General features: G+C 40.3%; 26 protein-coding genes. 10 read left to right on the top strand and 16 right to left on the bottom strand.

All coding sequences use genetic code 11. The annotated features are described in order from the left end of the window. Positions 1-114: 114 nt before the first annotated feature. Positions 115-1155 (bottom strand): NADP(H)-dependent aldo-keto reductase, encoded by a 1041-nt coding sequence (locus AACU33_RS16490; protein ID WP_096589706.1) that lies wholly within the window; start codon positions 1153-1155, stop codon positions 115-117. Between the two features lie 533 nt (positions 1156-1688). Here AACU33_RS16490 and AACU33_RS16495 point away from each other — a divergent pair. The 6 genes from AACU33_RS16495 (at position 1689) to AACU33_RS16520 (ending at position 11123) form a co-directional block, all read left to right on the top strand. After that, on the top strand, positions 1689-3410 hold the full coding sequence (locus tag AACU33_RS16495; protein WP_096589707.1) for an iron uptake porin: 1722 nt from the start codon (positions 1689-1691) through the stop codon (positions 3408-3410). Between the two features lie 55 nt (positions 3411-3465). Beyond that, complete coding sequence (locus AACU33_RS16500; protein WP_096589708.1) at positions 3466-4566, top strand: sulfonate ABC transporter substrate-binding protein; 1101 nt, start codon at positions 3466-3468, stop codon at positions 4564-4566. 356 nt (positions 4567-4922) lie between these two features. After that, a complete protein-coding gene (locus tag AACU33_RS16505; RefSeq protein ID WP_096589709.1) occupies positions 4923-6725 on the top strand; it encodes a vanadium-dependent haloperoxidase in 1803 nt (600 codons plus the stop codon). A 907-nt stretch (positions 6726-7632) separates the two neighbouring features. Next, the gene (locus AACU33_RS16510) at positions 7633-8757 is read left to right on the top strand and encodes an aliphatic sulfonate ABC transporter substrate-binding protein (protein ID WP_096589710.1); all 1125 of its coding nucleotides are present in this window, start codon (positions 7633-7635) and stop codon (positions 8755-8757) included. A gap of 8 nt (positions 8758-8765) precedes the next feature. Beyond that, the gene (locus tag AACU33_RS16515; protein ID WP_096589711.1) at positions 8766-9629 is read left to right on the top strand and encodes a TauD/TfdA dioxygenase family protein; all 864 of its coding nucleotides are present in this window, start codon (positions 8766-8768) and stop codon (positions 9627-9629) included. Between the two features lie 303 nt (positions 9630-9932). Next, positions 9933-11123 (top strand): pyridoxal phosphate-dependent aminotransferase, encoded by a 1191-nt coding sequence (locus AACU33_RS16520; protein ID WP_096589712.1) that lies wholly within the window; start codon positions 9933-9935, stop codon positions 11121-11123. 248 nt (positions 11124-11371) lie between these two features. On the opposite strand, the gene AACU33_RS16525 is transcribed toward AACU33_RS16520, so the two are convergent. The 4 genes from AACU33_RS16525 to AACU33_RS16540 all read right to left on the bottom strand — a co-directional run bounded on the left by AACU33_RS16525 (position 11372) and on the right by AACU33_RS16540 (position 13795). Then, on the bottom strand, positions 11372-11764 hold the full coding sequence (locus AACU33_RS16525; protein ID WP_096589713.1) for a hypothetical protein: 393 nt from the start codon (positions 11762-11764) through the stop codon (positions 11372-11374). Between the two features lie 35 nt (positions 11765-11799). After that, the gene (locus tag AACU33_RS16530) at positions 11800-12009 is read right to left on the bottom strand and encodes a hypothetical protein (protein ID WP_096589714.1); all 210 of its coding nucleotides are present in this window, start codon (positions 12007-12009) and stop codon (positions 11800-11802) included. 301 nt (positions 12010-12310) lie between these two features. Next, positions 12311-12952 carry a GTP cyclohydrolase I FolE gene (folE, locus tag AACU33_RS16535; protein WP_096589715.1) on the bottom strand — a complete coding sequence of 214 codons (642 nt, stop codon included), beginning with the start codon at positions 12950-12952 and terminating at the stop codon, positions 12311-12313. 129 nt (positions 12953-13081) lie between these two features. Next, on the bottom strand, positions 13082-13795 hold the full coding sequence (locus AACU33_RS16540; RefSeq protein ID WP_096589716.1) for a class I SAM-dependent methyltransferase: 714 nt from the start codon (positions 13793-13795) through the stop codon (positions 13082-13084). Positions 13796-14029: 234 nt separating this feature from the next. On the opposite strand from AACU33_RS16540, the gene AACU33_RS16545 reads away from it, so the two are divergent. The 4 genes from AACU33_RS16545 (at position 14030) to AACU33_RS16560 (ending at position 18403) form a co-directional block, all read left to right on the top strand. Continuing rightward, entirely contained in the window at positions 14030-15109 is a 1080-nt protein-coding gene (locus AACU33_RS16545) for a sulfonate ABC transporter substrate-binding protein (protein ID WP_096589717.1), read from the top strand. Positions 15110-15185: 76 nt separating this feature from the next. Next, a complete protein-coding gene (locus AACU33_RS16550; protein ID WP_096589718.1) occupies positions 15186-16898 on the top strand; it encodes a fumarate reductase/succinate dehydrogenase flavoprotein subunit in 1713 nt (570 codons plus the stop codon). A 178-nt stretch (positions 16899-17076) separates the two neighbouring features. Beyond that, a complete protein-coding gene (locus AACU33_RS16555; RefSeq protein ID WP_096589719.1) occupies positions 17077-17304 on the top strand; it encodes a 4Fe-4S dicluster domain-containing protein in 228 nt (75 codons plus the stop codon). Between the two features lie 136 nt (positions 17305-17440). Beyond that, on the top strand, positions 17441-18403 hold the full coding sequence (locus AACU33_RS16560; RefSeq protein ID WP_096589720.1) for a HEAT repeat domain-containing protein: 963 nt from the start codon (positions 17441-17443) through the stop codon (positions 18401-18403). Between the two features lie 14 nt (positions 18404-18417). On the opposite strand, the gene AACU33_RS16565 is transcribed toward AACU33_RS16560, so the two are convergent. The 11 genes from AACU33_RS16565 to AACU33_RS16615 form a co-directional block, all read right to left on the bottom strand. Continuing rightward, positions 18418-18924, bottom strand: coding sequence for a GNAT family N-acetyltransferase (locus AACU33_RS16565; RefSeq protein ID WP_096589721.1), 507 nt, complete (start codon positions 18922-18924; stop codon positions 18418-18420). Between the two features lie 27 nt (positions 18925-18951). Beyond that, on the bottom strand, positions 18952-19755 hold the full coding sequence (locus tag AACU33_RS16570) for a sulfite exporter TauE/SafE family protein (RefSeq protein WP_096589722.1): 804 nt from the start codon (positions 19753-19755) through the stop codon (positions 18952-18954). Between the two features lie 148 nt (positions 19756-19903). Beyond that, entirely contained in the window at positions 19904-20695 is a 792-nt protein-coding gene (locus AACU33_RS16575) for a sulfite exporter TauE/SafE family protein (RefSeq protein ID WP_096589723.1), read from the bottom strand. A gap of 20 nt (positions 20696-20715) precedes the next feature. Beyond that, positions 20716-21189 carry a GNAT family N-acetyltransferase gene (locus AACU33_RS16580; RefSeq protein WP_096589724.1) on the bottom strand — a complete coding sequence of 158 codons (474 nt, stop codon included), beginning with the start codon at positions 21187-21189 and terminating at the stop codon, positions 20716-20718. 15 nt (positions 21190-21204) lie between these two features. Beyond that, a complete protein-coding gene (locus tag AACU33_RS16585; RefSeq protein WP_096589725.1) occupies positions 21205-21915 on the bottom strand; it encodes a DJ-1/PfpI family protein in 711 nt (236 codons plus the stop codon). A 64-nt stretch (positions 21916-21979) separates the two neighbouring features. After that, a complete protein-coding gene (locus AACU33_RS16590; protein WP_096589726.1) occupies positions 21980-22795 on the bottom strand; it encodes a class I SAM-dependent methyltransferase in 816 nt (271 codons plus the stop codon). A gap of 44 nt (positions 22796-22839) precedes the next feature. Continuing rightward, positions 22840-23607 carry a methyltransferase domain-containing protein gene (locus tag AACU33_RS16595; RefSeq protein WP_096589727.1) on the bottom strand — a complete coding sequence of 256 codons (768 nt, stop codon included), beginning with the start codon at positions 23605-23607 and terminating at the stop codon, positions 22840-22842. Positions 23608-23717: 110 nt separating this feature from the next. Continuing rightward, entirely contained in the window at positions 23718-24446 is a 729-nt protein-coding gene (locus AACU33_RS16600) for an MBL fold metallo-hydrolase (protein ID WP_096589728.1), read from the bottom strand. Further along, on the bottom strand, positions 24443-24844 hold the full coding sequence (gene hpxZ, locus AACU33_RS16605) for an oxalurate catabolism protein HpxZ (RefSeq protein WP_096589729.1): 402 nt from the start codon (positions 24842-24844) through the stop codon (positions 24443-24445). The genes AACU33_RS16600 and hpxZ overlap by 4 nt, the downstream gene beginning before the upstream one ends. 42 nt (positions 24845-24886) lie before the next feature. Further along, positions 24887-25552 (bottom strand): HAD hydrolase-like protein, encoded by a 666-nt coding sequence (locus tag AACU33_RS16610; protein ID WP_096589730.1) that lies wholly within the window; start codon positions 25550-25552, stop codon positions 24887-24889. Positions 25553-25699: 147 nt separating this feature from the next. Continuing rightward, positions 25700-26620 carry a DMT family transporter gene (locus AACU33_RS16615; protein ID WP_339376076.1) on the bottom strand — a complete coding sequence of 307 codons (921 nt, stop codon included), beginning with the start codon at positions 26618-26620 and terminating at the stop codon, positions 25700-25702. Positions 26621-26663 lie beyond the last annotated feature (43 nt).

Genomic DNA, 26663 nt, shown 5'->3' on the forward strand with positions numbered 1-26663 from the left:
TTATAAAAAATAACAACATATTGCAGGTGGAAAAATCTCTTTAGCCTACATATTTGTGTTTCGGTGGGCAATGCCCACCCTACAAACTATTCAAGCTGTTAACAACATAATTAATTATGGTGCTGGATTTGGATAACGTGTATGAACTGCATCTAACTCTGCTAAAATCTCTGGGTTAAGAACTACATTCACACTGTCAATATTTTCTTGTAGTTGTTGTAAGGATGTAGCACCAATAATCGTGCTGCTAACAAACCATCGACTGCGAACAAAAGCCAAAGCTAATTGAGTAGGCTGCAAATTATGTTTTTTCGCAATTTCTACATAGGCGGCTACAGCTTCATTCACATTTTGTTTGAGATAACGTTGTCCAAAACCTGGAAATAAGCTCAATCTTGTATTTTCTGGTTTTTCACCTTCTGTGTACTTTCCAGTTAACAAACCAAATCCTAAAGGACTGTAAGCGAGTAAGCCAACATTGGTGTAGTGAGAAACTTCTGCTAAAGCCGAATCAAACACGCGATTTAGCAAATTATATGCATTTTGAATTGAGATAACTTTAGGTAATCCTAGCTTTTTGGCAACATGAACAAACTTAGTTACACCCCAAGGAGTTTCATTACTCAAACCCACATAACGAACTTTACCAGCTTTGATTACTTCTGCAAAAGCTGCTAACTGTTCTGAAATCGCTATAGTTTCCCTTTCTAACTCTGGTTTATACTCTGTCTGTCCAAAAGTGGGAACATAGCGATCGGGCCAGTGAATTTGGTACAGATCGATATAATCTGTTTGCAATCGCCTGAGACTATCATCTACCGCCTGCTGAATATTATTGCGGTCAATCTTAATATTTCCTCCCCGCAGCCAATTAAATGGACGACCAGGCCCAGCAATTTTTGTCGCTACTATCAGCCGATCGCGCTGCTGTTTTTTCAACCATTCACCAATGTAAGCTTCGGTTTTTCCTTGAGTTTCACCGCGAGGCGGTACTGGGTACATTTCCGCAGTATCAATGAAATTAACTCCTTGGGCGATCGCATAATCTAACTGTTGATGGGCTTCTTCAATAGTATTTTGGTGCCCATAAGTCATGGTTCCTAGACAAATTTCTGAAACCTTTAAGTCACTGTCGCCAAGTTGGTTGTACTTCATAGTTCTAGAACTAATTTTCTTAATTACTTTGGCAAATATTAAAGTAGCATAACGCCAAATCTAAATAAAATACAAAAAATCTATGTATTTATCGTAGTTAATATTTAAAATTCGTATATTACCAGACAATAATCATTGACACAAGTTTATTTTTCAATTTTCAAATATTAGATATTGTGTAGCTAAAAATACTCCATCTCTACAGTTTTTCTGAAATACTGGTATCTAGTAAGATTAAACTACTAAAATTCTACTGGATTACCGGAGAATAGCTAAATAAGATAGTTGCATCCCTCATACAGAGTAAATTTCTCTTACTGATTTTGTAACTACAAGAGAAAAAATAAAGATATGTTGCGGAACTCCTAGATAAACAAACTGGAGTCCTCACACCTATTCAAACGCTATCTTGAAGCATTCATTTCGTTAGCGGTAGAAAATTTCCAAAACTTTAAAAAGGCTGATGTCATCTGGCTGATGCTTACGAAATTGCAGAAGATTTGTCCTAGACCGAAATTGTGTGTCCTATCAAAATGAAAAAGAATTTCGAGAATTTATTGCTGACCTTACCAACGTTTGTAGTGCTGCTTTTATTAGCGACTAACGCGAAAGCTTTTGCGCAAGTAGTACCTGCACAACCAGAAACTGAAACTTCATCACATACTTTATCGCCTTCGGACAAAACTGTGGTTGGGGCTGATTTAACAGCAGATACTCCTGTCTCAGCCAAGGGTGCGATCGCGCAAGCCACTCCACAACCAACAACAATTGATGCACCAGTAACATCAGTATCGGAACTTTCAGATGTACAGCCAACAGATTGGGCATTTCAAGCACTGCAATCCTTAGTAGAGAGATACGGCTGTATTGTCGGCTATCCTGACAAACAATATCGCGGTAATCGTGCCTTAACGCGCTACGAATTTGCAGCTGGGTTAAGTTCCTGCTTAGATCAAGTCTCAAAATTGATTGCAAGCTCAACATCAGATCTAGCGACAAAACAAGATTTAGAAACCCTACAACGCCTAACAGAAGAATTTAGCCAAGAACTTGCCCAGTTACGCGGAAGATTAGATAGTTTAGAGGCTAGAAGCGCAGAAGTTGAAGCCAATCAATTTTCCACCACAACGAAATTGGTAGGCGATGCCATATTTGTAGTGTCTGATGCTATTGGCGATCGCGCTAATAATACTGCTGCTGATGACACAACAGATAATAGCAATGCAACTTTTGGTTATCGCGCTAGGCTTTCCTTACAAACAAGTTTTACTGGTAAAGACCAACTGGTCACAGCCTTACAAGCAGAGAATATGCCTAACTTAGCAGCCAGTACGGGAACTCATATGACCCGTTTTGCCTTGGATGGTTCTGCTAATTTCGCACAAAATAGCTTGTATCTGGCAAACCTCTACTATCGCTTCCCCCTAGGCAAAAAAGCCACTGTTTGGATCGGCCCTAGAACAATTAACTTCCCTCTTTGGGTTCCCACACTCAACGCCTTAAATGGTAATCCGCTACAAGGTGGGTTTTCCCGATTTGGACAGTTTAACCCTACTGTGTACCGCCCTGGATTTGATGGTGCAGGCGCGGCTTTTGCCTACAAATTTAACGATAAACTGCAAATCCATTTAGGTTACATAGCAGATAGCTTCTTTGCTAATCGCCCAGAAAATGGAGTTTTTAATGATAGTTCTCAAGCTTCTCTCGCCCAGATCACCTTCTCACCTAGTAAACAATTTGATTTAGGTCTGACCTATACTCGCAAATACTTTCCTACCAACTCCGGTAATAACTTGACTGGTGGTACAGGTAGCGCTTTTGCCAGAAATCCTTTCGGACAACTTGCTACCTCATCCGATAACTTTGGCTTGCAATTCAATTGGCGAGTTAGCCAGCGCTTTAATTTCGGTGGTTGGTTTGGTTATACCTTGGCTCATCAAGAAGTAGGTGCAGAAAACGATGCCACAATTATTAATGCTGCTCTGACTTTTGGTTTTCCAGACTTATTTCACAAAGGTAATGTGGGCGGATTTACTGTAGGAATCCCACCCAAAGTTACTAGTAACGACTTTGTACAAGCCGGACAACGACGAGAAGATCCCGATACATCTTTGCATTTTGAAACTTTTTACCGTTTTCGGGTGAACGATAACATTAGCGTTACTCCAATTTTTTACCTGATTACCCAACCAGAACATAATGATTCAAACGATCCAATCTGGGTTGGCGTTCTCCGCACAAGCTTTACTTTCTAGGCTAAGAAAAATTGAGTAATTTGCTGTTAATGAATCAGTCGAAGGCGTCAATTCAATGATTAATTCTATTCTTCAAAAATTTTTTGCAGCATTGCAGAAATTTAGAGTTTATCAACTTGTGCTGTACAAAAGGTTCTTCTCTGTTATACCTTTTCCTGTTGCTGGGGCTTTCATTACTGGATTATGTCTCAGTTTATTATTTGCAGCTTGCACAGCCAATAATCCCAATAATACTACTGCTAGTTCTGCTAATAATTCCAATCAAGCTAAAGCATCAGTAGTCAAGTTTGGCTATCAAAAATCGGCAATTCTGATCAAGAGTAAAGGCATATTAGAAAAGCGTTTGCAACCTCAAGGTGTCTCTGTTGAGTGGATAGAATTCCCAGCAGGGCCGCAGCTTTTAGAAGCAATGAATGTTGGTAGTATTGACTTTGGACATACCGGAGAATCTCCGCCAATTTTTGCCCAAGCTGCGGGAGCTTCATTAACTTATATTGCTGGAATTGCTCCTAGTCCTGCGGGTCAAGCGATTCTTGTTCCTCCAGATTCTCCGATTAAAAGTGTAACTGACTTAAAAGGTAAAAAAATCGCTTTTCAAAAAGGCTCTAGCGCTCATTATCTACTATTGCAAGTTTTAGAAAAATTTGGCTTGCAATACAGTGATATTCAACCAATTTATCTTCCACCTGCCGATGCACGTGCTGCATTAGTTAAAGGTAGTTTAGATGCTTGGGTAATTTGGGACCCATTTTATGCAGCCGCACAAAAAGCTATCAATGCTCGTGTATTAATTGATGGCACAGAAGTTAATAAACAAGGTGGATATTATTTAGCTAGCCGTAAGTTTGCTACCGAGAATCCAGAAACAATTAAGGCGATATTAGAAGAAATCAAAGCTCTGGAAGAATGGTCCAATCAACATCGAGATGAGGTAGCAGCTACACTTTCACCAGTGTTAGGCATTGATTTAGAAACAATGAAAACAGCAACCAAGAGAAGAAAATTTGGTATTGTACCAATTGATAGCAATTTAATTTCTTTACAGCAGAAAGTGGCTGATAAATTTTATGAGCTAAAACTGATTCCTAAACAAATTGATGTGAAACAAGCAATGCTATCTCCAGAGCAATATGCAGCTTTTTCACCCAAAATTTAATTCTAGGAATTCAATTTAATTTCTGTAAAAATCTCCGAGTCGGGTGGGCAATGCCTAGGGTGTTAACTCTGTGCCTTTTTGGTCGAGAAAAGTTCATGCAAAATCTGTGTCGTCATTGCGAGGAGGAACGACGAAGCAATCCCATAATAATTGCGATTGCGTCGCTTCGCTCGCAATGACACCAGACAAAAATAGTATGAACAAAAAACGCCGAAATTCCATCAAAGTCAACAGCCTAGGCAATGCCCACCTTACTAGAAATCATATTCAGGCGATCGCATTTTGAAAAACAGCGCTAAAGTGCTGACTACGAATTTTTTGATTTGATTCTTTGCCAGTGCAGTGGAGAACATCCCATGTCAGTAGATCCCAATTCTCAAAAAAGTTCCGAACAAACAACGCAACCAAAGCGACCCCGACGCTTTTTGCTTGGTGGTGCTAGTAGGCGGTCTTTTCTCGGCCGTGCTGGTTTGTTTACTACAGCTAGTGTAGTTGCAGGGGTTTTGGGTTCCCCTCTAGCCTCTAAAAAGGGAGAAAATATTGTCCAGGCCAAGGAAGTTGGGGGCAAGTCCGACCATAATAATTTACGCGAGAAAGCTTTTCAGGTACGTACAACAGCAGCTAAGAAAAATCGGGAAATTCCCATTCCTCCCCATCCGACTAACGGGGATGAGGCGAAATATGCGAATAAAATTGCTACAGATACACGCGGATTACCCCATAATCAACTGGGTGAAGTAGATCTGAAAGCTTATCAATCTTTTATTAATGCTTTAAACTCCGGCGATCCCAATGAGTATGAAAAAATCGTTTTGGGTGGTAAACGCAAGCTAGTACAACCGCTAACACCATTAGCAATTAGCTTGAGTGGGGTAAATACTTGCCAATTGGCGATTCCAGTACCACCCACTCTCGATAGTGCAGAACAAGCTGCGGAATTCCTAGAAATTGCTTGGCAACAACTCTTGCAAGATATACCCTTTAGCGAGTTCCGTAATGATACAACAAACCCCCTGATTCTGGCAGCTGTTAAGGATTTGAATCGGTTGTCAGCATTTAAAGGGCCGAAGCAGAATGGCAAGGTGACACCAGAACTATTATTTCGCGGTACTGCGATTTACGTTGATGCCTCTGGTCGAACGACTTACCACACACTACCAGGGGTAGATGTAGGCCCTTATGTTTCCCAGTTTTTACTGCGTCCTGTACCAGCAGGAACGCATAATTATCCTCAGCTGAACCGCGTTCCCCTAGCTATTCCCGAAAACAGTTTCCAAACTAACTATGAGGAATGGCTGCTAGTACAAAATGGTGGCGATTCTGGTAGAACGATTAAGTTTGACTCAACCCGACGCTACTTTATCAATGGGCGCGACCAATCAGAGATTGCCCACACGCCACCACCAGTCTATACAAATGCTGCTTTAATTCTCCTCGCCAAGCCATCTAGCGATAATCCTCTAGCTGGTGGGGTTGGTTCGCCCTACAATCCCAGCAATCCTTATAACAAGTCGAAGACTCAAGTCGGTGGTTCGGGGACATTTGGCCCAGGGTATGCACAATCTCTCATCGGTTGGGTTAGTCCACACGCAATTAGAGCAGCTTATTGGCAGAAGTACTATGTTCACCGTCGTTTGCGGGCAGAGGCTTATGGTGGTTTGGTTCACAACAATAAGGTAAATAAAACGAACTATCCGATTAACCCTGAGGTATTCAAATCAGAAGCCCTCGATCGCATCTATAGCAAATACAAATCCTATTTGCTGCCACAAGCTTTTCCAGAAGGCGCACCGTTCCATTCTTCTTATCCAGGGGGTGCTTCGGTGTCGGCGGGTGCTAGCGTCACAATTTTGAAGGCGCTATTTGATGAGAATTATGTCATTCCCAATCCAGTCATACCCGATCCTCAAGATCCTACTAAGTTAATTCCCTATCAAGGCCCGCCGTTAACTGTAGGTGGGGAATTGAACAAACTGGCGGCTAATATTGGCTTGGGTCGTGATAGCGCGGGAATTCATTGGCGCACGGATGCAGCCGCGTCGTTAGCACTTGGGGAAGCGATCGCAATTGGTATTCTCAGAGATGAAAAACTAACTTTCCGCGAACAATTTGAAGGTTTCAGCTTCACCAAATTTGATGGCACAAAAGTCACTATTTAATTGCCATTAGGTTAAGAGGGAACAGTTGGGAGAAATCTCCATCAATATTTGGGGCTATATTCTTCTTCTGTTCATCCTCTTTTTTTAGCGAAGATATTACTCTCAAGACAGAGTGAATAACGCGATCGCTTTTTATATAAGAGCGAAATAGTGTAGTTATCAACACATTTTTTGACTTTTTTTATAAAAATATACTTGCCTTTTTTACCTAGCTATGTGAAACTACTAGAAATAAACTACTAAATACCTACCAAGTTATAGTATTTTGTAGTTAATGCCTACTCTTATCCTATGAGTTAGACAATACACTGCTTAATCGTTGATTACCCGCACACCTGTATAGTCACTTTGCCTCCGCTAGTGAAGCGTTGCGTAAATCCCTAGTTCTCAGGCGACTAACGTAGCGCTTCCCTTCCCTCAAATAGTTTTGAAAAAAGTTAGTCTTTACTACTTAGCAAACTTCAAAATACATGGCATTAGGGAAGAGAATTTGTTTCTCTGATAAAGAGCAACATTTTTCTTCCTCCCATTTCCTAACTCCTTTGCCATCCTAAACTTTACATAGCAATGAATCAAGAATTAACAATATTTGTCAAACACAAGTTTCTCCCACAGTAAACCTCTCATTCATATATCTTAAGGTGGTTTCGTCCACCTTAATTTTTCAATTTTGAATTGAGCGATCGCTATATATATTTATATTTATTTTATTCAAAACAATATTCTATTACATCAATATCTAAGACTTTTTTATAGTGCTTTTAGCTGAGGCTTAACAACATCGTATGAAATCTAAAATCAGAATTACAAAAATATTTTTAAATACTCTAAATTGTTAGTTTAGGGTATTTGAAACTCTCTAATTTGGTTTTTGACAATCGTTTCAAAAGTAGAGGTTAAACAATTAATGCAAAATCTGAAAGATAAATTCCAATCCTGGAAACGCGGACGCATTACTCGGCGTTCAGCGTTATTTGCTCTTGGTTATAGCTTAGTGTTATCGACAACACTATTGAGTTGCAGTACGCCTGATAAAAACACTCAAAAACAAGCAGATTCCTCTTCATCTAATACAACTAATACAACCAACACGGCTAGTACATCTACAGCTAGTAGCGGTCAGAAACTAATTAGAATCGTACGTTCTAAACAACTGACTGCCTTAGCGGTTCTAGAAAAACAAGGCAATCTAGAAAAAAGATTAGCAGAACTTGGTTATAAGCTTGAATGGCCTGAATTCGCTGCGGGGCCACAACAATTAGAAGCATTAAATGCCAACGGTCTGGATATCGCTTCCACAGCAGAATCACCCCCTGTATTTGCTCAAGCAGCCGGAACGCCTTTGGTGTATTTAGCGGCTAATTCTAGCGATGGTAGAGCAGTTTCGCTTTTAGTTCCTAACAACTCGACTGTTAAAAGTATTAAAGACTTAAAAGGTAAAAAAGTTGCTTTTCAAAAAGCATCTATTGGTCATTACCTGTTAGTTAGGGCTTTAGAAAAAGAAGGGTTGAAGCTTAGTGATGTACAGTCTGTTTTTCTCCCACCTCCAGATGCGAATGGAGCATTTAACCAAGGCAAAGTTGATGCTTGGTTTATCTGGGAGCCTTTTGTCACGAGAAATGTCCAGAATAAAGTCGGTCGTGTTTTGTTAGATGGTGGTAATGGATTGCGGGATACTAACAACTTTTACTCTACAACCCGCAAATTCTATCAAGAAAATCCAGAAGTGATTAAAGTCTTTTTGGAGGAACTACAAAAAGCACAAATTTGGTCTAAACAACATCCAAAAGAAATTGCCGAATTACTCGCGCCTGTAACGCAACTGGATGTACCAACATTAGAAGCTATGCACGGTAAATATGATTTTGCCTTAGAACCAATTACCGAGAAAATCATCACCAAGCAACAACAAGTAGCAGATAAGTGGTATAGCTTGGGACTGATACCTAAAAAAGTGAATGTCAGAGATGGATTTTTGAAACCTGAAGAGTATACCAAAATTACACCCCAGGATGTTTTAGCTAAACAGTAACCAGAAGTATGCCCACATTAACATTAACAGAAGTTCAAATTACTCCTTTAGATGCACCTCTAGGCGCAGTGGTTACAGGACTCGATGCTAGTCAAGCTATTGCACCTGAAGTAATTTTGCAACTTAAACAGGCATTGCGCAATTACCATATTCTCATATTCAAAAATCAACGACTGACTGATGAGCAATTTTTGAATTTTGCATTCTACTTTGGCTCGCTATTTGTACCACCAGAAGATATCCCAGTATTAGCTTCAGAAACAGGCGTGACACCAGTAATTATTCCTGTTTCTAATGTCGATGGTGGTTATACGGGTACTGGTGAATTAACTTTCCATTCCGACCACCATTGGACTCCTTATCCCTCTAGTGGCTCCTTACTCTATGCTTTAGAAGTACCTTCTCAAGGTGGAGATACTTCTTGGTTAAATCTGAATTTGGCTTATGAGGCGTTAGATGAGTTCACCAAAAAGCGAATTGCAGACTTGCAATTGATTACTTATAATCCGTTTTTGAGAGACCGCAACGCGCCTCGTTCTAATTACCGTCTCGATAAGAGTATTCCTCTAATTAGTCCTGTTTTTCCTCATCCTCTGGTACGCACTCATCCAGAAAGCGGTAAAAAGATTTTATATCTCGGACAAGAAACAGAAGTAGAAGTTGTTGGTTTAGAGCCTCAAGAGGGTGCAGAATTAATTGCACAATTGCGCGAACATCTCAACCAACCACAGTTTTACTACCAACATAAATGGTCTGTGGGTGACATTGTTTACTGGGACAATCAAGCGACTTTGCATCACCGACAAGCTTTCGATCCCAATGAACGACGGGTAATGAAGCGTGTAAGTTTAGCTGGAAGTCGTCCGTTTTAATAAGTTGATATTCTCAATTTGTTGAAGAAGTTGGGAATTTGACAAGCTAAAAACTCAGTATCCGTCTGTATAATTCTACCGCTACCAAAGAAGAATTTTGAGTTTTTCTGCTCCTAGTAGCAGTTTGGGAAGATCCGCCAAACTGCTACTTTTCTTAATTGCCAAAAAAGTATAACTCAGGCGATATGGAAAGACAAAGCAACTAAATTTTTGATTCGGAAGTTCTTAATAGCTAATGAGGAGTAAAATATACTTTAAGTTTATAGATTTTAAGTATTTTGTAAATTATCGAGAGGAATAGACGTGACTCCGGTAGGAAAGCAAAGAATTTCAGATAAGGCGAACCAATTCACAGAGTCAGTCATTCGTGAAATGACGAGAGTTGCATTACAGTATGGTGCAGTGAATTTAGCGCAGGGGTTTCCTGATTTTCCTTGTCCACCTGAGTTAAAACGGGCAGCTTGTGAGGCAATTACAGAAGATATTAATCAATATGCTATTACTTGGGGCGATAAAGCATTTCGTCACGCGATCGCAAATAAAGTTAAATGGTATTTAGGTTTAGATATCGATCCTGAAAGACAAATCACTGTCACCTGTGGTTCAACAGAAGCAATGGCTGCGGTGATGCTGGCTACTCTCAATCCTGGTGATGAAGTCATCGTATTTGAGCCTTATTACGAAAACTATGGCCCCGATGCGATTTTAGCCAGCGCAACGCCTCGTTATGTATCTTTGCATCCCCCTGAGTGGACATTTGACGAAGCAGAACTACGTCAGGCATTTAACGAACATACAAAAGCGATTATTATTAATACTCCCCATAATCCAACAGGTAAAGTATTTACTCGTGAAGAATTAAATTTAATTGCCGAACTTTGTCAAAAGTGGGATGTGTTGGTATTCACAGACGAAATTTACGAACACATCCTTTATGACGGCACAAAACATATTGCAATGGCAACTCTACCAGGAATGGCAGAACGAACAGTTACTATTAACGGTCTTTCTAAAACTTATAGTGTAACTGGTTGGCGAGTCGGCTATATTTTATCTAATCCAGAATTAACAGGAGCAATTCGGAAAGTTCATGATTTTCTCACCGTTGGCGCACCTGCACCTCTGCAAAGGGCTGGTGTTGCAGCAATGCAACTTCCTGTTAGCTACTACGAAGAATTAGCCAAGCTTTATCAGCAAAAGCGAAATCACATCATACAAATTTTAGATACAGTGGGAATTCCTTATTTTGTGCCTAAAGGAGCTTACTATATATTTGCAGATATTTCCAAGTTTGGTTATCAAAGTGATGTGGAATTCGCTACATATTTAATTAAAGAAATGGGTGTTGCTGTGGTTCCTGCATCTAGCTTTTTCTCTCAATCTGAGGCTGGAAAAAATTACATCAGATTTTGTTTTAGTAAGAAGCCAGAAACTTTAACAAAAGCAGGAGAAAGATTACTAAAATTACAATCACTTCTAGAAGTTGTGAATTGAGTCAGCTAACGTACCTAAATTTTCTATTTTAAAGATTTTTCGAGAAGTCTTTGTACTTGAGAAAAACGAAAAATATCCTACCCAAATAAAAACCCCTCCAAACTAGGAGAGGTTTTGTAATTGTTGGTGTGATAAAGATTCAAAGGAAGAAAAGCAGCTTCCTTGCTTAACAAGGATTTCTCTATCAAACTATTGCAGCTATAATACAGCATTGTATAAATCCATAACGAACTTGGGCAAAGCTGTATTTAATAAGATAACTGAGCAGCTAATGATGTTAACTGGGACTTAACAGAACTGAGGTAATCTGAATCGTTTAAGACTTGTGAGGGTAATTTTTTAGCATTGATAGCAGCCTTGACAACATCTACAGCAGTCACTTTTCCTGTTTGGTAATCAGATATCAAAGTAGCCCCGCTGGAAATACCTTGCTGTTTTAGCTCACCTTGATAAGCTAAAAAGGCAGTATCAAAAGGTTTTAGATAACTGATATTGGTAGAATGACTAGGTAAATTGTTAGAGTTAATAGATGTATTAACTCTATCGCTGGTGTTAGTGGTTGTTTGAGAGTGACCGATTCCAGGTAGAAGAGTAATAGAAGCAACAAGAAGTGCAGAATTAATCAAGTTTGCGAATTGCATAAATTTATCCTCAAGATTTAGGTAATTAGTTCTATTTAGAAGTTGGCAAAACCCATTATGTGATAAGCCAAAACAGCAGTATCAAAACTTTTGAGGTAACTAATATCTAGGGAATGACCCTCTTTAGGCTTAGATTTGAGAGTTTTTATTGATGTACTAGTGATGGTGTTAACTACTGTCTTAGTATTAATGATTCCTATATCAGGAAAAATATGTGTAGAATTAATCGAGTTGGTGAGTTTCATAAAGCTGTCCTGAGTTAGAATTAGATGCGATTAATCTTCGTTATTAATAGAATCTGATTTTTTACCAATCTCAACCTCCTACTCTTAGGTCATCAGATCGGTTGATTTATTACTCACCCAAATGGGTGAGTTAATTTATCTTTGTGATAATTTACAGTCGCTCTGAGCAACGTTAACTCTGGACGATTCCTCTACTCCAAGCAAAAAAAAGATGCGCGATCGCGCATCTAAGAAAAGCTTAATGACTATTTAGTAGTTAAAGAATGTTGATAAAATTGCGATCGCCTAAATTTTGATGAGGCTAAAATAACTCAGCTTTATGTCCAATTAAACTGAATAATTCTTCACGAGTTTTTTGGTTTTCTTGAAACACTCCTAACAAAGCACTGGTGACAGTCCAAGAACTAGGTTTTTGTACACCCCGCATCACCATACACATATGAGTAGCTTCAATGACAACAGCAACACCCTGAGGTTGAAGTATAGTTTGAATGGCTTCAGCTATTTGTTTAGTTAACCTCTCTTGTACTTGCAAGCGACGAGAATACATTTCCACAATGCGAGCAAGTTTACTCAGTCCGACAACTTTTTGGTTGGGGATATAAGCAATATGTGCTTTACCCATAAACGGCAAAATATGGTGTTCGCACAAGCTAAAAATATCAATATCTCGAACTAATACCATCTCATTATGGCCTTCATCAAAGATGGCTCCGTTAATAATTGCTTCTAAAGATTGGTGATATCCACTAGTAAGAAACCGCATAGCCTGTGCGACTCGCTTATCTGTTTTTAATAGTCCTTCACGTTCGGGATTTTCACCAATACCAAGCAATAGCGCGCGCACAGAGTCCATAATTGGATCGTTAATTTCCTCTGGCGATGCTGGTAAATTCTCGGTATATGTATTGCTGTCGAAATAATAATCAAGTTCAGTTGTCATTCGCGATCAAATTAGAGAAAATTTTGCTAGAAGGATAAATTGAAGAAGAATAAAGAACACAGAAGTCAGAATCAATTAGCAAGGATGCACAGAAGTCATGCGCTCGTTCTGGCTCCTGAATTCTGAATTTTAGAGTTTTGTAGCATTTACATAGATAAAATAATGCTCTGTTACTTTGACATCAGCCTGAAAACCAACTTGCGTTAGTTTATTTTGTAGTTCATCAGGCTGATAAAAAACTTTGACAATTTGAAATTCTTGACCGTTATTTAACTTACGACTTTTATATATATTACCGTCGTCATGAAGAATATGGTTATTAGCTGTAGATGTTGGTTCAAAGCGCGAGTCAACAATAAATAGTTTGCCACCGACACGCACAGATTGATAGACTTTTAGTAAAAATGAGTCCAGTAATTCTGGTGGAACATGAGATAGCCAGAAGGAGAAAAAAACTAGATCGTATTCAGCATCAGGTTCCCAAGTAAATAAATCAATTTGGTGATATTTTACATTGGGTGAATTTAACTTGCTGCGATTAACTTTGATGACTTCTTCTGAAGCATCAATTGCAGTAATTTTATTGCCAATTTTTAAAAGTTCTTGTGTCCAAATTCCCGTACCGCTGGCTAGCTCTAAAATTTCCTCGGCTTGTCCAATTTGTTGTACAGCCTGTTTAACAATATCAATTTCTTGAAACCAACGCTGGTTGAGTTCCTCACAGCGATCGTAACGACCAAGGCGATAGAACCACTCATCATATTCGTTGGCTCTAGCACTATAATAGGCAATTTGTTGTTGCAGAATGCGATCCGTCATTGCCAGCCGATCGTTCGATCTCATCAATTCCTGATAATTTTAACTCAATTTACTGTAATTTGATAAATCTACAGTAGTATTATTTGAAATAGTTTTATTGCTTGCTTTCACAAGCCATAGTTTCCTCGGTTTCTAAGTAATTATTTAGAGACTGTTTGTTATTAGGTGATATTTTTATCACTTAACTACGCTTACATTATCGGTTTACTGTATTTTTTAGGCGTTTCATAGGTGTTTACCATTAAAAGCAGAGTATTTATGTTGTCCAAGTTTTTTCAATCTCGATTTTTAAACATTTTGCTCGGCTTTCTCCAAAGGTTTCAGCAACGAAGAATCCGCATTTATGCCCTGCTGTTTGCAGCCGGACTCGGCTTGGTTCTATTTGTTTCGGCTTGTGCTTCAAACATCAGCGATCGCGCAGCAACCACCCAGACAACAGCTACACCTACTCAGAGTGCAGCAGTCAGCAGTACTGCGGTTCGGATCGGCTTTCAAAAAGCGGGAACTATTTTAAGTGCATTGAAAGCAAGAGGAGACTTAGAAAAAGCTTTGGCTTCCTCTGGTGCTTCTGTCACCTGGGCTGAATTTCCATCAGGCCCCCCAATGTTAGAAGCTATCAACGCTGGGAGTATTGACTTTGGCTATACCGGGGAATCACCACCGATATTTGCCCAAGCCGCAGGTACGCCTTTAGTGTATGTTGCCTACGATCCTTGGAGTCCGAAAGCGGAAGCTATCGTTGTTCACAAAGATTCACCGATTAAAACAGTAGCCGACCTCAAAGGTAAAAAAGTTGCCTTCGCTAAAGGTTCCAACACTAACTACTTAGTAGTGAAAGCCCTGGAAAAAGCCGGACTAAAGTATAGCGACATCCAACCAGCGCTTCTCCAGCCTGCGGATGCGCGTGCGGCTTTTGAAGGTAAGAATGTTGATGCTTGGGCAATTTGGGACCCGTACTTAGCTTTAGCAGAGAAAGCAACAGGGGCACGCACCCTAACCGATGCTACAGGATTAGCCCCCAATCGTGGTTATTATTTGGCTGCTAAGTCTTTTAGCGAAGCCCATGCAGATACTTTAAAAATAGTTCTAGATGAGGTGAAAAAGACTAGCGACTGGGCAAAGAATAATCCTGCGGAAGTTGCTAAATTTCTCTCGCCTTCATTGGGTATTGATGCTGAGGTTTTAGAAGTAGCAGAAAAGCGGCGCGATTATGGTGTACTTCCCATTACTGATGAAGTAATTGCTGCACAGCAACAGATAGCTGATGCTTTCTACAAAATTAAACTTGTGCCGAAACAAATTAATATCAAGGACATAGTTTGGCAAGGGAATAAGTAATTTTGTCATTTGTCCCATTTCATTTCTCCCCACACTTCCCACACTCCCTTCTCTTCCATTTAACTCAGGTGATGATATGGAAACAACAACTACCCAATGGATAAAAACCGATGTGCTAGTGATTGGTGGTGGTACGGCGGGGACGATGGCGGGAATTAAGGCAAAACAAGCTAATCCAGAAGCGGAAGTGCTGATTTTGGAGAAAGCGAATATTCGTCGCAGTGGTGCGATCGCAATGGGGATGGATGGTGTAAATACAGCCGTCATCCCCGGATACTCTACGCCAGAACAGTACGTCCGCGAAGTCACCATTGCTAACGATGGGATTCTCCATCAAAAAGCTGTCTACCAAACTGCAAAACTGGGTTACGAAACCATTCAAGAATTAGAAAGTTGGGGTGTGAAGTTCCAAAAAGACCCCCAAGGAAATTACGATGTTAAGCAAGTACATCGGGTAGGCAAATATGTATTGCCAATGCCCGAAGGTAAAGACCTGAAAACGATTCTTACCCGCCAGGTAAAGCGCCATAAAGTCAATGTTACCAACCGCGTCATGGCGACGAGGGTTTTGGTAAAAGAGGGAAGAGCGATCGGTGCAGTTGGGTTTGATGTGCGCGGTGGGGATTTTGTTGTTATCCAAGCCAAAGCCGTCATTCTCTGCACAGGCGCTTGCGGCCGCTTAGGATTACCTGCATCAGGCTATCTCTACGGCACTTATGAAAACCCCACTAATGCCGGTGATGGTTACTCAATGGCTTACCACGCAGGTGCAGAATTGAGTAATATTGAATGTTTCCAAATTAATCCCTTAATTAAAGACTACAACGGCCCGGCTTGTGCTTATGTTGCCGGGCCTTTTGGCGCATATACCGCCAACGCCGAAGGACACCGCTTCATTAATTGTGATTATTGGAGTGGGCAAATGATGCTAGAGATTTGGAAGGAATTAAACTCTGGTAAAGGGCCAATTCAGTTGAAAATGACTCATTTGGATGAAGACACAATTTCCGAAATTGAGTCTATTTTATGGTCAAACGAACGACCCAGCCGAGGACGATTTCATGAAGGTAGAGGTGAAGACTACCGTACCCACGGCATTGAAATGAATATCTCGGAAATTGGCTTATGTAGCGGACATAGTGCTTCTGGTGTTTGGGTGAATGAAAAGGCAGAAACCACAGTACCAGGATTGTATGCAGCCGGAGATATGGCGAGTGTTCCTCATAACTATATGATTGGGGCATTTGTATATGGTCGTTTGGCAGGAACTCATGCGATTGAGTACATCCAAGATTTGGATCATTTGGAGCCAGATCCTGATTTTTTGGCAGTAGAAAAAGCCAGGATTTATGCACCCTTAAATCAACCAAATGGAATTCCCCATACCCAGGTTGAATATAAGTTACGGCGACTAGTAAACGATTATTTACAACCGCCAAAATCAAATTACAAAATTGAGATTGGTCTCAATAGTTTTGTTCGTTATCATGATGCTCTAGCTCAAATGGGAGCGCGCGATCCGCATGAACTGATGCGCTGTATGGAAGTGCATTTTATTAGAGATTGTGCGGAGATGGCAGCAAGAGCATCAATATATCGTCGCGAAAGTCGTTGGGGACTTTATCACTATCACTTAGATTTTCCTGAGAAGAATAATCAGGAGTGGTTTTGTCATGTGAATTTGAAGAAGAATTCAGGGGGGGAAATGGTGTTATTTAAGCGTGCTGTTGAACCTTATATTGTTGATGTGGATTTGGGAAGAGAGGTTTATGATGTGGCAGTTAAGTAAATTTAATTTTGAAACGCAAAGGGATAAGGAAGTTGTAGCTAGAATTTCAAGAGGGTATCGTTTTTAAGTAGCGATCGCTAATTGAATTTCATATATAAATGCTGCATCAAATATTAATCGTTCTGTAGGGTGGGCATTGCTGGTGAGACAAAGAAACTAACAATTACAGAGGTGTCAGATGGCTTTAGTTAATCAAAGAGTAGATGTTCCTGTTATTGTGGATGAGTCTAAATGTTTAGAAAAATGTAGGGTTTGTATTGAAGTTTGTCCGCTTGATGTACTAGCTAAAAATCCCGAAACTGGCAAAGCTTATATGAAATATGATGAATGCTGGTTCTGTCTTCCTTGCGAAAAAGAATGTCCAACAAATGCAATTAAGGTGCAAATTCCTTTCTTGTTACGCTAAAGATCTAGTCATGGAATAATTTTTTCATAGTAATGCCTACCCTTCAGTGTGACTAGTGTTTTTGAGAAACATCCCTAAAAAATGAGAAAAATAAAAAGGCGATCGCTAGTGGTTAAGAATATTCTCAGGATACAAAATGTCTGCAAATATAGATTCTGAATTAAATCAATGGTTGGAAATGTTGCGATCGCCTGATGTAAGCGATCGCCTCGTCGCAGTCAAAACGCTGCAACACTTGGGGGATGAGGCGGCTATTGATGCCCTAATTCTAGCTTTGCAAGATGAAAGCACCGCCGTGCAGAAAATCGCTGTGACTGCACTATGGGAACTTGCCAATCCCGCCGCCGTTCCGGCTTTATTACCATGTTTAGCTTCAACAGATGCAGAGGTTCGCAGTGAGGCACTGTCAGCGTTGGGGGAGTTGGTATCTTCTGAACATTTGCTGGTGTTATTGGATGCGTTACAGCAAGAAGATATCAACCTGCAACTGAACGTATTAATTTTGTTGCGAAAGATACACGATGCCCAGTCTCTTCCGGCGGTACTATCCTTCTTGAAATCAGAACATCCCCAACTACGAGAAGCGGCTGTCACTACTCTTAGCTATCTCAATCAAGTGCAGATATGCCCACCCGCCTTACCTTTAATCGGCGATCGCGATGATAGCGTGCGTCGTGCAGCTGCTCTTACCTTAGGTCATTTTGCCGATGTAGATATAGTAAATTTACTGGGTAATGCATTGACAAACGATACAGATTGGCAAGTGCGCCGCAATGCTGCTAAGTCTCTCGCACTTCATACTGATGTCAAAATTATTCCGACTGTACTAATTTCCTTGAAAGATGCACATTGGCAGGTGAGAAAATTTGCCATTCAAGTATTACAAAAAATTCCCGATATCCAGTCTTTACCCGCACTGATTGAAGCGCTAACAGATGAGTATTCAGATGTGAGAAAAGAAGCGGCGATCGCTCTGGGGAATTTGGGTAAAATTGAAGGTCTAAACGCTCTTAAACAAGCCCTAGACGATCCCGATCGGGAGGTTAGTATCTATGCACAAAGAGCAATTCAGAAGATTGGAGAGCAAACGAAAACATAATTATAGATACAGCCTTATGATTTCTCTGGTGGTAAAGCGATGAATCCAGTTTTAACGCCGCGTTTGAATCCTGCTTGCTCATAAAAGCGCAAAGTTTCCTCGCGTTTTGAACTGGTTAAAAGCATGACTTTGTAACACTTTTGTTGCCATGCAATATTTAAAGCATAACGTAGCACCTGTGTACCCAATCCCTGTTTTCGATAATCGGTATGAGTAACAACATTTTCAATAATTCCATATGAACGTGCGCCGCGTGTCAGGTTAGGAACGATTGCTAGATTACACGTCGATACTAACTTACCAGCATTGTCACCAACAATATAAAAAAGACGTGGATCGTTTATAATTTCATCCCACATCGACTGCAAAATATGCTCATCAGGTAAAGGCGCATCGGCTGGATTCAAATGTTGATATAAACTCAGAAGTTGTGGAAGTTCATTGCGTGTAATTAAACGAATACTAATGATTGTATTTGGCAAATTTGCAATGTTAATTAACTGCGGTTTGGCTATAGACATAAATATAGATAGTTACTCAAGTTTGTTCTAAGTTAAAGGTGTTAATAAATCAATCGTACTAACTGGCTGATTTTGCGCTTGAGATTTCCGTAATGTAATAAATGCTAGGATAGCAACTACCGTCAGGTAAATACGTTGTAACCAGATATTGCTCAATTTAAGAGTTAGACGACCACCAATTATTCCACCTATAAACATTGTCACGCCAAGAATTATTCCTAAGTTGTAATCGACTAGCCCTTGCTGCAAAAAAATTATGGTAGCTATCAAAGAAGAAAATATATTGATAAATTTAGTAGTTGCGATCGCTTCTACAAAACTCATCCGAAACAGCATCACATAAGCGGCTGTGAGTAGCGTTACATAACCACCACTAAAAAAACCTCCATAAATACCAAGGATAAAAGTCACTACATAGCCTGCAATTTCTGCGATGCGTGGAGGGATAATTTGAGATGGGCTGACTCCAGCATGACGATTAATTACTGATAATATAGCCACTACTATCATTGAAACAGAAATTATCAATGGCATTGATTTAGCAGGCAAAAACAGTACCAGTAATGCTCCTAAAAATGACCCTAAGATAGTTAATAATGTCAGTGATGGTAAGCGTTTAGGGTTAATTACTTTCTTGCCAATAAAAGGTAATGTCCCGCCAATACTCATTAATGTCAGCGCAAACATATTCGTAGCGATCGCAGTCCGCGGTTCTATACCAAATTCAAGCATGACAGGTACAGTAATCAGAGATGTGCTACCAGCAATCACGCTCACAATGCTGGCTGAAAAAAATATTCCAGCCAGAATCATTATTTGCAAAATTTCCATAAATCTATTTTTATTTTACCGATTTCTCATATCTTAGAATCGTTTTTGTTCGATTTTTTATTACTTAGTAATTATTCAAAAATATCAGAAAAATACCAATATTTTTAGTAATTAAAACTGAGGCGTTGGTAAGCAAGCAGAAGGGAAATTAACCATGAATAAAAAAGTAGAGAGTCATGCTAAAGGCAACAATCATCACAAATATCCGAATTAAACGGGGTTCAAGTTTACGCGCATAGTGGGCGCATAAGTAACCGCCTAGAGATGCGCCTACTGCCATTAAAATTGTTTGATGCCAAGCAATTACACCAGCAAAAATAAAAGGAACGATCGCAATTCCATTAACGCAACTGCCTAAAAATGCTTTAAAAGCATTCATTGTATGAATACTTTTGATGCCTAAAAAAGTCAAGGTAGCCAGCATGAGAATCCCTAAACCTGCGCCAAAAAAACCACCATAGATGGCGATCGCTAATTGCGCCAACATGAGAGTGAGAATAGGTGGAGATTCTGACGATGACTTCTGACTCTGGAGTTGAAACCAGGCTTTTAGAGGTTCGCTAAATGTAAATATCAATGTTGCTAACAGCAATAAATAGGGTATCAACTTTTTAAATACATCAGGCGAGGTATATAACAAACCTACAGAGCCAATTACTCCACCTATTAAACTAGTGGCGCATAGTAATATCAGTTCTCGCCGTTGGACACCCAAATCCTTACGATATGCTCCCGCAGTTGCGATCGCAGCTACCCAAATCGCAGTATTATTCGTTGCATTAGCAGCAATTGGTGGTACACCTGTAAATATCAAAGTTGGAAATGTGATAAAGCTCCCACCTCCAGCTACAGCATTGAGTCCACCTGCAATAAATGCAGTACTAAAAAGAAGTAAGCTGTGGAGGAGTGTTAGAGGTTGTAGATCGATTGTGTTCACCATTGAAGGATGTGTCCGCGAATTTAATTCAATCGATAGATAAAGTTGGCGATATTTTCCCGTTCAATCCAGCCTTGTTTGCGATAAAACTCGCGTTGATACGATTCTCTCTCTTTGTGGTTATGGAGCATCAAGAGCAAACACCCTCGCATTAGTGCTTCTGATGTGACGGTTTCTAGCAGTCTTTTACCGATTCCCTTTCCCCGATAAGCCTTATGAATGAATAACTCGGATATATAAGCTTGAGGTTTTGGCAAGAATGGACAGGGTAGCCAATGCACTGCAACATATCCGACTACCTGAGTTTCAGCATTTTCTGCCACATATATAGAGTGACTATCATTTGCATGACACTGTGTAATATGTTGCTGGATTTGCCTAATAGTTGTTTGGGGTGAAGTTGAATCTAGCCATGCAAACCAACCCAATTCTTGCAGAATTTGGGCGATAGCCTGTGCATCTGATTCTGTAGCTTTTCTGATATTGGCAGGAAGCATTAACTAGAAGCTTATTTAGACAGGAGTTTGCGATTGGGCAACTATCTTTTGGATGATTTGCCGACGTGTGTCTTGACGATTTTGGCTAGCGGCTTTCACCCTATTGATGACAACCTCTGACGCAGTGTGGGGAGAACCACTATTAAAGGGCGGTTGGGGATTGTATTCTATACCTAGTTGAATTGATTGGGCAATATCTTCTCCAAATAGTTCCGCCGCGATAACCAATCCAAAGTCAATTCCGGATGTGACACCACCGCCTGTAATGCGATCGCGATCGATGACAACTCGCTGTTCCACTACTTCAACTCCAAACAACCCCAACAAATCCAGAGATAGCCAGTGAGTAGTAGCGCGATAGCCTTGGAGTAAACCCGCCGCAGCCAGCAGCAGAGAACCAGTGCAAACGGATGTTATGTAGCGGGCTTTTTCTCCCTGCGTTTTCAGAAAATCGAGAAACTCCCGATCTTCCAATTTGGCATCAATACCTGGCCCTCCGGGGACAAACAACACATCTAAAGGTGGGGATTGAGCAAAGGTGGTGTCAGGTAAAAAAGTCAAACCGCGATCGCTTCGGATAGGTTCTAGAGTCTCTACTAGCAGATATAATTGCGTGTTTGGTAATTTGGCAAAAACCTCATATGGCCCTGTGAAATCTAACTGTGTCACATTAGGAAACAGTACAATTCCTATTGATATAGGAGGATGTTTTTCTCTAGCATTCATGATTTTTTTATTTTCAATTATCGCAGGTGGGCATTGCCCACCCTACAAAAATATTCGATTTAATTTAAGTCCAATTGCGTACTACAACAATCTTGAATTCACGTTCTTGAGGCAAAATATAATCCAGCGAACCGTAGCGTTCTAAAGCCCAGTTTCGCAAGTCTTGAATAGCATGAGGAAAAATTTCATCAGGAATACTCCAAGCTGCACTTTGGATTTTATTTTCTTGATTTTCTATCAATTTACTCACAGTATCTTCAACTCGCCATTGAGCAGCAATTTGAGTTTCTAAAGTTCCACCCTGTTGTTCTAACTCTGCTAACACCTCTTCTTCTGTCGCACCGTAACGCGGTGAAGGATGACCATAGCCTTCTAAAATAGCTTTCCAACGCTCATTAAATTCCCATCTCTGTGCATTCACTTCTGAGCCACTACTAGCAGAGTTAGCCTGACCGTGAGTATAGAGCAAAACACCACGTGGTTTCAGGACGCGACGAATTTCTGCTAGCGCCTGTTTCCAAGCAGAAATTAGGTGAAAAACGTGAACAACTAACGCCACATCAAAGGAGTTGTCATCAAAGGGTAAAGCAGTAGCATCTCCTTTAATTGCTGTTAGTTTATGAGACACACCCTCTAGTTTTTGGTGCAGTTCAGCCAACATCTTTTCTGAGACATCTATACCAGTGTAAGAATAGCCTCTTTTAGCAATTGGTACAGCAATTCTGCCAGTACCAATACCCGTTTCATAAAACTTGGTATCTGCTGTTGGCGAAACTAAATTGAGGATAAAATCTGTCACTTGTTCAGAAATTCCTGGTGGAAATCCTCTTGTAGCATCGTAAATATCAGAAACTCGATCGAATGAAACAGTTGTAGTCATATATTCTTCCTTAAGATAGGGAAAAACATTTGTAGTAGTATCAATTAAGAAATACTTCCCCAAATTAAGATACGCTTATAGGGGAAAAACAATGGGCGCTCATCAGGTAGAATCTCGAATAACTTTTGCTGATATCTTTCTACGAATTTTTCATAAGTTTGAGTATCTAATTGCGTCTCATAAGCTGTTAACAATGTACCGCGATACCATTCCACGACAGCTTCTCGTGAAGGTAATAAATGACCATAAATTTGTAATTTTACTTGTTGCTTGACAAAACCCAATTTATAAAGCAATTTAGCATAAGCAACTGGAGAAAGTACTTCTAACTGCCGTATATATCCCCCTAATTCCTGACTAAACTCTTTTGCCGTTTCCACTGCTAACTGATGTACTGGCTCATCATACATCGCTGGTATTTGTATAGCTAACTGTCCGCCAGGTTGGAGCTTATCTCGTAATTGTGCAAATAATACTTCGTGTCCTGTCACCCACTGTAAAGCAGCATTAGAAAACACGACATCAAACTTACCTTCTCCTGAGTTATCTTCAATTAGTCCTTGCTCAAACCGCAACCCATTACCTGCAAATTCATGTGCTACAGATAACATTTTTTCGGAAGCATCGAGCCCCAGAGTTTCCTTAGCTTTTAATGTCTCATGCAGATACTTGGTTAACTTTCCCGTTCCACAGCCTAAATCTAGAACTCTTAGGTTCTCTTGATGTTGTATCAAATCTACTAAGTCATAAAACGGACGACTTCTTTGGGCTTGAAATCGTTCGTATAGTTCTGGATTCCATTTATCCGGCATTTTGATACCCTATTTTTTGCTGTAACACAAATTTTAGTAGCAGCAATGGAAAGATAGCGATCGCGCTTTTTGCACTAATAATGGAACAGATGTATTTTCATCTATCATCTCTACTCCTTTAACACTAATACTTCATGCAGTACTCTTGCTAAATCCTGTAATGCGCGTTCGCCATCTCCCACAAAAGTTGAACCATGCATTATCGCCAGCGTTCTCGGTTTGAGTACAGCTAATTCTTGGATAATGCGATCGCTATGTGTTGTGTAAGGTATGTAATTAGGAAAGGGACTTGCTTCGTAATTAGCGATTGTTTGACGAAAACGCCCAATCACATCAGACTCAGTTACTGGTTCTAGATCTCCAAACTGATGAAATAGATCTGAACACAATAGCGTTTTATGCGTAGTTTCAAATAACAATCCTGCGTCCCAACCGTGGGGTACTTGTGGTGTCTGTTGAAATTGAAAGTTATATTTTCCAGTGTTTAAAACTTGATTGTGTTCCAAAGTTTTCGACGGACGGATAGCAAAGTCATCTACACTAACCAAAGCTGCAAGCTGACTACAAACTGTCTGAGCATTTGGTGCAATGGTCAGCCATTCATTAAGCGATCCGCATTCATCTGCTTCAAAATGGCTAAAGCTAATCCAACGAATCTGTGAGGGATCGATAATCTTTGCAACTGCTTCTTGTACCAGAGGAAACATCCCCTTGAGACCAGTATGAAACAATAATGGTTCTTCGTCCTTAACCAAAAACTGGATGAATTGCATATCTATTTTTGGTTCATAGGTAGAGATGCGATAGATATCCGGAGCAATTTCGGTAATGTTAGTCATGGTTGTGCTGCTCCTACAGGTAATAAAGAAACATGAGCAGAAACTACCTTCCATCCATCTGCAAATTTATACCAAGTTTGGCTTTGTCTGCCAAAACGCTCCACATCATTAATAATGCGACGAAATTCTAGAGTTACGGTTGCTGTATCCTTGCCAAAGGTGACAACTTGAAGATGAGAAATTTCTCGCTCAATTTTTGGATTCGGTCGAGAGGCGCGAAAGTTGCGAATCTCTTCACCACCATAGAGGTTTTCCGCTAAACCAAAGCGTACTACATCTGGTGCATCCCAAAATAAACTATCCATCACCTCTAAATTGTTGTTGGTCAAAGCTTCTTCGTACTTGAGGTATAAATCAGTTACTTCAGCTACAACAGCAGGATCGTTTACTGTAGTCATTGTTGCGATCGATTTGGGGATTACGCTATTTACTATAGTCACTTATTTTTTGGAGCCATTACGAATTACAAGTTTAGAAATATCTTCTGGAGAATAAGCAATAAAATCAGCACCGTGAGTTTTTAATTCCTCCTCAGTTCCATAGCCATAAGTGACACCAATTGCTGTAACTTGATGGTGCTTGGCTCCAATCATGTCGTGTTTGCGATCGCCTACCATAATCACAGTAGAAGGTGAAAGATTCTCTGTCAGTAAAATATGCCCAATTAAGTCGCCTTTAACACTGCGGGTTCCATCAAGTTCGCTACCGTAAACACCATCAAACAGCGACGATAAACCAAAATGTTCAATAATACGGATGGTATAAATGTAAGGCTTAGAAGTTGCGACAAAGGTTTTATAACCAGCAACGCGAATAGCTGTTAAAGTTTCGGGAATTTGGGGATAAAGAAGATTTTCAAATAATCCAATCGTGGAAAAGCGATCGCGGTACAGTGAAATAGCCTGTGTCAGTAACTTTTCATCTGTAGTTTTCAATAACAGCGAAAAAGTCTCTTGAATTGGCGGGCCAATATACCAACCTAAATCATCAGCATCTGGTGGCGTGTAACCAAGTTCTAACAGCGCATACTGAATGCTACGAGTGATACCAGGCTTGGCATCTGTCAAAGTCCCATCTAGATCGAACAGGATAGCGTCGGCAGGCATTTCAAAATCCGCAATTCAAGAAGTTAATCGTAGAAAAATACCACAACCCAGTATAAAAATGAGTATTGGGCATTTGTCATATCCAGGCGATCGCTTATGATTCGTTACGTTTGTGTAGGAACCGAAACCTTCTATTCTCTGCTGGCTTCACGATGTACTACACTTGCGAATCAAGTTTTCTCGACTCAACAAAGCGATCCCCAATGTGACGATACCAATCCCCACACATTGAATAACATTTAAAGTTTCGCTAATCGTTGCCCATGCGACTAGTGCAGTCATTGCGGGACTGCTAGCACCGATGATAGAGGCGGTAGTGGCACCAATCATCCGAATCCCTAAATTGTTGAAAGTGTGTCCCATAAAGCTGACTACCCCCGAGAAAATACTGCCAATCCACATCGGTGTCCAATCAAGTTGAGTGCTGGAAGGAGGCCAAAACAGTAAACTCACACCAGAGAGCAGGAGAGTGGTAGCAAAACTTACCCAGGTAAAAGGAACTGGATGCAATTTTTGCAAACATTTTTGGGCAAGGACGTTATAGCAGGCGTTAAAAATTCCAGCAATAACGCTGGCAGAGATGCCGATCGCAATGGTATGACTGCTGTGAGTAACAGAAGATTGAGGAATAGTAAGAACACCACCCGCCAAAATAATACCCATCACCAGCCAACTGAAGGGTGTAGGGCACTCCCCAAAAAACCGCCAAGACAGCAACGCTGTAAACACGGGATAGGTGAAAAAGAGGGTGAGCGCAATTCCGGTGGGAATCAAGCCAATCGCCATGTAGAGTGATGTAATATATACAAACATCAGCACCCCACAACCGAAGGCTTGGAGCATGACATCTAAGCGATCGCGTCTGAATAAGCTGAGGAATTCTTTAGGAGCAGATGGATATAGCTTGAATGCTACAGATGCCATCAGAGGAACGACCACCAGCATTCGCATAAACATCAACAAGAATGAATTCTGCAAATCAGGTTTAACGTAGCCACCGAGTAATAACAAACCCAGCACGAGATGTTCTGAAAACAAAACTCGGACGGTAACGTTGTGAAATGACAACAGAAAGGAGGATAGAAGAACCGTCAGGAGACCCAACACGGTA

Origin of the sequence: Calothrix sp. NIES-2098 (assembly GCF_963875125.1) — a bacterium.
GTDB lineage: Bacteria > Cyanobacteriota > Cyanobacteriia > Cyanobacteriales > Nostocaceae > Aulosira.